We start from the raw sequence: 7,019 nt of genomic DNA on the forward strand, positions 1-7,019 counted from the left end.
CCCAGGAAGCGGGCGAGGATGACCTCCGGCACCGTCGACATGCCGACCGCATTGGCGCCCATGATGCGCGCCATGCGGATCTCCGCCGGCGTCTCGAAGCAAGGGCCGGAGAACCACATATAGACGCCCTGATGCAGCTTGGTGCCGGTCGCCTTGGCCGCCTTCTCGATCGCCTTGCGCAGGCCCGCATCATAAGCCTCGGTGAGGCCGACGAAGCGGCGATCGCTGGGCTCTCCGATCAGCGGATTGGAGCCCGAGAAATTGATGTGGTCGGTGATCAGCATCACCGAACCCGGCCCCATCTCCGGATCGACCGAGCCGGCGGCATTGGTCAGGATGAGCTGCGAGATGCCGATGCCGGCCAGCACCTCCAGCGCCGGGCGCATCGCCGCGGCAACGCCGTGCTCGTAATAATGCGCGCGGCCGGACAGCATCAGCACCGGCGTGCCGGCGAAATGCCCCGCCACCACCTCACCCGCATGGCCGCTGACGCCGCTTCTCGGGAAGCCCGGCAGTTCGGCATAGGAAATGCGCCTGGCGTCCTCGACCTTGTCGACGAGGCCGCCAAGGCCCGAACCCAGCACCAGCGCGACCGTGGGCGCCAGCCCGTCCAGCCGTTCGACGAGATGATCGAGCGCCTTTTCCATCATTTCAGTATGTCGCCCCTGAAGCCGTAAGGCAGCATGTCGCCCATGGTCACCGTCTCGACCACGCCGCCATTGTCGCAAAGATAGAGTTTCGTCTCCGGCCGGCAGAACTCCGCCAGCCGCTGCCGGCAGCCGCCGCAGGGCGAGCATTTGGCCATCCGCTCGGCAAGGACTGCGATCTCGGTGATCCTGCCGCCGCCGCCCATGATGTAGTGGCCGAGCGCCGTTGTTTCGGCGCACCAGCCCTCGGGATAGGAGGCCACCTCGATGTTGGCGCCGGCAAAGATACGCCCGTCCTCGGTGCGCAATGCGGCGCCCACCGGAAATTTCGAATAGGGCGCATAGGCCTTGGCCATCGCAGCCTTGGCCGCCTCGAACAGATCATGCGACATTCAGTTCTTCTCTCCCACGATCTTGTCCAAAAGCCGGTTCGCTTCCGCGTTTGCCTCAGCGTTCCTTGACATAGGGCACGCCGCCGGCGCGCGGCGGGATCGCCTTGCCGATGAAGCCGGCAAGCAGGATCACGGTGAGCACATAGGGCAGCGCCTGCATGAATTGCACCGGCACCTTGCCGATGACCGGCAGCGGCGTCCCTTGCAGGCGGATCGACAGCGCATCGAGGAAGCCGAACAAAAGGCAGGCGAACATGGCGTTGACCGGCTTCCATTTGGCGAAGATCAATGCCGCCAAGGCGATGTAGCCCTTGCCGGCGGTCATGTCCTTCACGAAGCCGCCATTCTGCACCATCGACAGATAGGCGCCGGCAACCCCGGTGAGGATGCCGGTGCAGATCAGCGCCCGGTAGCGCAGCCAGGCGACCGAGATGCCGGCCGTGTCGACGGCGGCCGGGTTCTCGCCGACGGCGCGCAGCCTGAGGCCGAAGCGGGTGCGGTAGAGCACCCACCAGGCGAACGGCACCATCAGGAACGCGAAATAGACCAGTATCGAGTGGCCGGAGATCAGTTCCGAATAGATCGGCCCGATGATCGGCACGTCACGCAGCGCGTCGGCGCCGGGCCAGGTGATCGCCTCGAACCGCTCGCCCGGCGCCAGCGCCGGCGTCCGCCCGCCCTGCTGGAACCAGTGCTGGCCGAGCATGATGGTGGAGCCGGCGGCGATGAAATTGATCGCCACGCCGGACACGATCTGGTTGCCGCGATGGGTGATCGAGGCAAAGCCGTGCACCATGGCGAAGGCGACCGAGATCAGGATGGCCGTGCCGAGACCGAGCAGGGCCGAATGCAGCACCGAGGCGGCGGCAGCACCAGCGAAGGCGCCGACCAGCATCTTGCCCTCGAGCCCGATATCGAAGACGCCGGCGCGCTCCGAATAGAGGCCGGCGAGGCAGGCCAGCAACAGCGGCACCGACAGGCGGATGGTCGAGTCGAGTATCTGCACAATGGCGATGAAGAAATCCATCTCAGGCGCCCTTCCCCTTGACCGCTTCGATGCCGACCGTCTTCGGACTGATCGACGCGAACAGCGCCTGGATGTAGGGCCGGAACATGTGTTCGAGCGCGCCGGCGAACAGGATGACCAGGCCCTGGATGATGACGATCATGTCGCGGGAAATCGCCGGCATCTCGAAGGCAAGTTCGGCGCCGCCCTGGTAGAGCATGCCGAACAGGATCGCCGCCAGCACGATGCCGACCGGATGCAGGCGCCCCATCAGCGCCACCGCGATGCCGACGAAACCGGCGCCGGAGACGAAATCGAGCGCGACATTGTGCTGGTCGCCCATCGTCGGGTTGAGCGCCATCATGCCGGCCAGCGCGCCCGAGATCATCATCGCGATGATGACGATGCGCGTTTCCGAGATGCCGGCATAGCGTGCCGCCTTGGCGCTGTGGCCATAGGTGCGCATCTCGTAGCCGAGCCTGGTGCGCCAGATCAGCAGCCAGACCAGGAATGCCATCAGCAGCGCCAGGAGGAAGCAGACGTTGAGCGGCGCCGAGCGGATCTTGGCGCCGAACAGCTCGATCACCCAGTTGAGCTTCGGCAATTGCGCGCCGTCGAGGAAGGTGCGCGTCTGCGGCGCCATCGAGCCGAGCGGCTTAAGGAAGCCGACCAGGGCATAGACCATGACGCTGGCGGCGATGAAGTTGAACATGATGGTGGTGATGACGATGTGCGAGCCGCGCCTGGCCTGCAGATAGGCCGGGATCAGCGCCCACAGCGCCCCCATCGCCGCGGCGGCAACGATCGCCAGCGGAAAGGTCAGCCACCATGGCAGCACGCTGTCGAATGCGAGGCACACGACGCCGATGCCGAGCCCGGCAATGTAGCCCTGGCCCTCGCCGCCGATGTTGAACAGGCCGCAATGCGCCGCGACCGCCACCGACAGCCCGCTGAAGATGAAGGTGGTGGCGTAGAACAGCGTGAACGCGATACCCGTCCCCTTGCCGAAGGCGCCTTGCACCAGGATGACCGCGGCGCGGAACGGATTCTCCCCAACCAGGACCACCACGAAGCCGGCGACGACGAAGGCAACGAACAGGTTGATCACCGGGATCAGGCCGTAGTCGGCCCAGGCCGGAAGTTTTGCGTAAGGCGTGCTCATTGCGCGGCCTCCCGCTGCTCGACCCCGGCCATCAGGAGGCCGAGTTCCCCTTCTGTCGCTTCCGGACCGCGCTCGCCGACGATGCGGCCGGCGAACATCACCAGGATGCGGTCGGACAGCGAACGGATCTCGTCGAGCTCGACCGACACCACCAGCACCGCCTTGCCCTGGTCGCGCATGGCGATCAGCCGCTTGTGGATGAATTCGATCGCGCCGACATCGACGCCGCGCGTCGGCTGGCCGACGATCAGCACGCCCGGATCCTGCTCCATCTCCCTGGCCAGCACGATCTTCTGCTGGTTGCCGCCGGAGAAATTGGCCGTCTTCAGCCGGCAGTCGGCGGGACGGATGTCGTATTTGGCGATCTTGTCCTTGGCGTCGTTGCGGATGGCGTCGATGTCGAGCAGCGGCCCCTTCAGATAGCGCTCGTCGTCGTGGTAGCCGAGGATCGAGTTCTCGTTCTCCTCGAAGGCGAGCACCAGCCCGACATGGTGGCGATCCTCCGGCACGTGGGCGAGGCCGCGGTCGCGCAGTTCGCCGGGATCCGCCTTGCCTGTGAGATCGATCGGCTTGCCGTCGAGCATGACCGAGCCGGAGACGGCGTGGCGGATGCCGGAAATCGCCTCGAGCAGTTCGGACTGTCCGTTGCCGGCCACGCCGGCGATGCCGACGATCTCGCCGGCGCGCAGGTCGAAGGAGATGTCGTCGACCATGGTGACGCCGCGCTGGTCCTTCACCGTCAGGTTCTTGACCGCGAGCTTCACGGCGCCGGCTTCCGCCTCGCCCTTCTCGACCCTGAGCAGCACGCGGCGTCCGACCATCAGTTCGGCGAGTTCGCCGACCGTGGTCTCCTTCGTCACCCTGGTCGCCACCATCGTGCCCTGGCGCATCACCGAGACGGTGTCGGTGATGGCCATGATCTCGCGCAGCTTGTGGGTGATCAGCACCACCGTCTTGCCCTGCTCCTTCAGCTGCTTGAGGATGCGGAACAGGTGGTCGGCCTCCGCCGGCGTCAAGACGCCGGTCGGCTCGTCGAGGATCAGGATCTCGGCGCCGCGATAGAGCGCCTTGAGGATTTCGACGCGTTGCTGCAGGCCGACGGGCAGTTCCTCGATGATTGCGTCGGGATCGACCTCCAGCCCGTATTCGCGCTCCAGCCGTTCCAGCTCGGAACGCGCCTTGGCGATGCTGCGCTTCAAGAGCGCATCGCTCTCGGCACCGAGGATGACGTTCTCCAGCACCGAGAAATTGTCGACCAGCATGAAATGCTGGTGCACCATGCCGATGCCGAGCGCGATGGCGTCGTTCGGCGTCTTGATCGACGCCGGCTGGCCGCCGACGCGGATTTCGCCGCTGTCGGCCTGGTAGAAACCGTAGAGGATCGACATCAGCGTCGACTTGCCGGCGCCGTTCTCGCCGACGATGCCGTGGATGGTGCCGCGCGCGACCTCCAGATTGATGTCGCGGTTGGCGCGCACGGCGCCAAAACTCTTGTTGATGCCGATCAGTTCGATTGCGGCTTGCGCCATGCAGCCTGTCCCACTCTTATTTTTTATCGCTTGGTCAAAACGCCTAGCATGCTGCCCCGCCTGTGCCAATCGGCCGGGGGGTTGTCCACTCTCGACAAATCCCCGCGTGCTTGTCAATTTCGAAGGTGGCCGGGACCTTCACATTCGCTAATGTGGGGAACGCGACGGACGCATCGCCTGTGAGCGCAACAGACCGGGGTTTTGAAATGATCATGCCTGCCGACCGGCTGACGACGCTGGAAATCCGCGCCGCCGAGCAGGAAAAGACCATCGAGGAACTGTCAGGCCAGATCGCCGAGCAGTGGAAGGTGATCGAGCGGATGGAACGCAAGCTCAGCGCGCTTACCGACCGCTTCCTGGCCCTGGAGGAGCAGGCCGCGTCCGACGTGCCGGTCACCAAGCCGCCGCATTGGTGAGGGAGGGACAGCCGCATGGCCAGTGAAAGCGACCGCATCGCCCGCGCCGGCGACTATGTCTTCGGCCTGATGAACGACGTCGAGCGCCGGCGCGCCGAACGCGATTTGGAAATCGACCCCGCCTTCCGCGACGCGGTGCTGCGCCTGGCCGAGCGCATGCGCGCCTTCGACCCCGCCGCGCCGGCGGACGGCGCGACCGACAAGCGCTGGGACCTGGTCACCCGGCGCATCGCCGAATTGCCGCAGATGCGGCTTGCCGGCGTTGGTGGCGGCGACAGCGGCGAGGAAGCGGGGCCAACGATGATCCGCAGGCTGGAGCGCCCGCCCTATGGCGTCGGCCTGCACGCCCTTGGCGGCCGGCGCGGATTTGCCATCGCCATGGCGCTGGTGGCCGCCTTCGCGCTCGGCTATCTCACCGGTGCATGGTCTGCCGACGGCATGCCTGTGCCCTAGAGCAATTCCAGGAAAAGTGTGAAACGGTTTCCGTCCGCAATTGCGTCAAAACAAACACTTAGGACGCCGGCGGCGGCAAAAAAGTAACCGCCGGGCTTTCACCCGGCGGTCCGCATTGCTGAAGATCAGAGCCGATCAATACGGGCAGGCATTGTCCGACATGTAGTCGTGCACCTTGACGGTGCCGGCGATGATGTCGGCCTTGGCCTTTTCGACCGCCGTCTTCATGGCATCGTCGACGAGCGCCTTGTTGTTGTCGTCCATGGCGTAGTCGACGCCGCCTTCCTTGAGGCCGAGGTCGTTGATGCCGGCGGTGAACTTGTCGTTCTTGGCATCCATGAAGGTGTTGTAGACGGCGACGTCGACGCGCTTGACCATCGAGGTCAGCACCTTGCCGGGCTGCAGCCCGTTCTGGTTGGAATCGACGCCGATGCCGAGCTTGCCGGAATCGGCGGCCGCCTGCAGCACGCCGACGCCGGTGCCGCCGGCCGCGGCGTAGATCACATCGGCGCCCTGGTCGATCTGCGTCTTGGCGATCTCGCCGCCCTTGGCCGGATCGTTCCAGGCGGCGGGCGTGTCGCCGGTCATGTTCTGGATGACATCGGTCGCGCCGGCCGACTTGGCGCCGCCCACATAGCCGCAGCCGAACTTGCGGATCAGCGGGATGTCCATGCCGCCGATGAAGCCGACCTTCTTGGACTTCGAGGCCATCGCCGCCATCACGCCGACGAGGTAGGAGCCTTCCTGCTCCTTGTAGACGACGGAGCGGACGTTGGGCTTGTCGACGACCATGTCGATGATGGCGAATTTGGTGTCGGGGAATTCGGTGGCGATCTTGTCCAGCGCGTCCGCCCAGGAGAAGCCGGCCATGACGATCGGATTGCGGCCGTCCTCGGCGAAGCGGCGCAGCGCCTGCTCGCGCTGGGTGGCGTTCGAGACCTCGAATTCCACATAGGCGATGCCGGTCTCGGTCTTGAACTTCTCGGCGCCGTTAAAGGATGCCTCGTTGAACGATTTGTCGAACTTGCCGCCGAGATCATAGAGGATCGCCGGCTGGATATCCGCGGCGAAAGCCGGAAGAACCATTGCGGTTGCGGCCAGAAGGCCAAGAACGATACGTTTCATGTGATCCACACCCTGTCGGTTATTTTTCCGTTACGCACCGCCTGACAGCCCGGTTCTCCGGCGGGCAGACGGCGTCTGGCAGGAAGTATGCCCCTCCCGCTCGCGGCCAATCTGGCACGGCCCGAAACAAAATTCACGCGGAATTTTGACCTTTTGGAAAAGCATGGTGCCGGCATGCGGCGCGGCGCATCATCCGTTCTTCGGCTGCCCTTGGGGCCGGCGCGGACGACGTCAGGTGGCGGCGAACTCGCCGCCCCGCCGCTGCCGCCGGTAGCCGATGGCGTAGAAC

The 7,019-nt window shown here is 65.3% G+C and carries 8 protein-coding genes; 2 read left to right on the forward strand and 6 right to left on the reverse strand.

Annotated elements, in window-relative coordinates; genetic code table 11:
- The 5 genes from EN780_RS23645 to EN780_RS23665 form a co-directional block, all read right to left on the reverse strand.
- Positions 1-650 (reverse strand): purine-nucleoside phosphorylase (locus tag EN780_RS23645; protein WP_128275478.1); only part of this gene is annotated, 650 nt, incomplete at its 3' end.
- Positions 647-1,039, reverse strand: coding sequence for a cytidine deaminase (gene cdd / locus EN780_RS23650; RefSeq protein ID WP_127286137.1), 393 nt, complete (start codon positions 1,037-1,039; stop codon positions 647-649). The genes EN780_RS23645 and cdd, both read right to left, overlap by 4 nt.
- A 55-nt stretch (positions 1,040-1,094) precedes the next feature.
- Positions 1,095-2,066, reverse strand: coding sequence for an ABC transporter permease (locus tag EN780_RS23655; protein WP_127312239.1), 972 nt, complete (start codon positions 2,064-2,066; stop codon positions 1,095-1,097).
- 1 nt (position 2,067) lies between these two features.
- Complete coding sequence (locus tag EN780_RS23660; protein WP_127391239.1) at positions 2,068-3,207, reverse strand: ABC transporter permease; 1,140 nt, start codon at positions 3,205-3,207, stop codon at positions 2,068-2,070.
- A complete protein-coding gene (locus EN780_RS23665; protein WP_127283528.1) occupies positions 3,204-4,736 on the reverse strand; it encodes an ABC transporter ATP-binding protein in 1,533 nt (510 codons plus the stop codon). Before EN780_RS23665 ends, EN780_RS23660 begins: the two co-directional genes overlap by 4 nt.
- 209 nt (positions 4,737-4,945) lie before the next feature.
- Here EN780_RS23665 and EN780_RS23670 point away from each other — a divergent pair, with 209 nt between their 5' ends.
- Both EN780_RS23670 and EN780_RS23675 read left to right on the forward strand, forming a co-directional pair.
- Entirely contained in the window at positions 4,946-5,152 is a 207-nt protein-coding gene (locus EN780_RS23670; protein WP_187331332.1) for a SlyX family protein, read from the forward strand.
- Positions 5,153-5,167: 15 nt separating this feature from the next.
- Positions 5,168-5,605, forward strand: coding sequence for a hypothetical protein (locus EN780_RS23675; RefSeq protein WP_128275479.1), 438 nt, complete (start codon positions 5,168-5,170; stop codon positions 5,603-5,605).
- Between the two features lie 135 nt (positions 5,606-5,740).
- Here EN780_RS23675 and EN780_RS23680 read toward each other — a convergent pair whose 3' ends face one another.
- Complete coding sequence (locus EN780_RS23680) at positions 5,741-6,730, reverse strand: BMP family ABC transporter substrate-binding protein (RefSeq protein WP_127283526.1); 990 nt, start codon at positions 6,728-6,730, stop codon at positions 5,741-5,743.
- Between the last annotated feature and the right edge of the window lie 289 nt (positions 6,731-7,019).

The sequence above is a fragment of the Mesorhizobium sp. M4B.F.Ca.ET.089.01.1.1 genome, assembly GCF_004022605.1.
In the GTDB taxonomy this organism is placed as follows: domain Bacteria; phylum Pseudomonadota; class Alphaproteobacteria; order Rhizobiales; family Rhizobiaceae; genus Mesorhizobium; species Mesorhizobium abyssinicae.

Excerpts from the sequence above, each read along its gene's own strand:
- cdd (WP_127286137.1), bottom strand. The coding sequence starts at position 1,039 with ATGTCGCATGATCTGTTCGAGGCGGCCAAGGCTGCGATGGCCAAGGCC.
- EN780_RS23655 (WP_127312239.1), bottom strand. The coding sequence starts at position 2,066 with ATGGATTTCTTCATCGCCATTGTGCAGATACTCGACTCGACCATCCGC.
- EN780_RS23660 (WP_127391239.1), bottom strand. The coding sequence starts at position 3,207 with ATGAGCACGCCTTACGCAAAACTTCCGGCCTGGGCCGACTACGGCCTG.
- EN780_RS23665 (WP_127283528.1), bottom strand. The coding sequence starts at position 4,736 with ATGGCGCAAGCCGCAATCGAACTGATCGGCATCAACAAGAGTTTTGGC.
- EN780_RS23675 (WP_128275479.1), top strand. The coding sequence starts at position 5,168 with ATGGCCAGTGAAAGCGACCGCATCGCCCGCGCCGGCGACTATGTCTTC.
- EN780_RS23680 (WP_127283526.1), bottom strand. The coding sequence starts at position 6,730 with ATGAAACGTATCGTTCTTGGCCTTCTGGCCGCAACCGCAATGGTTCTT.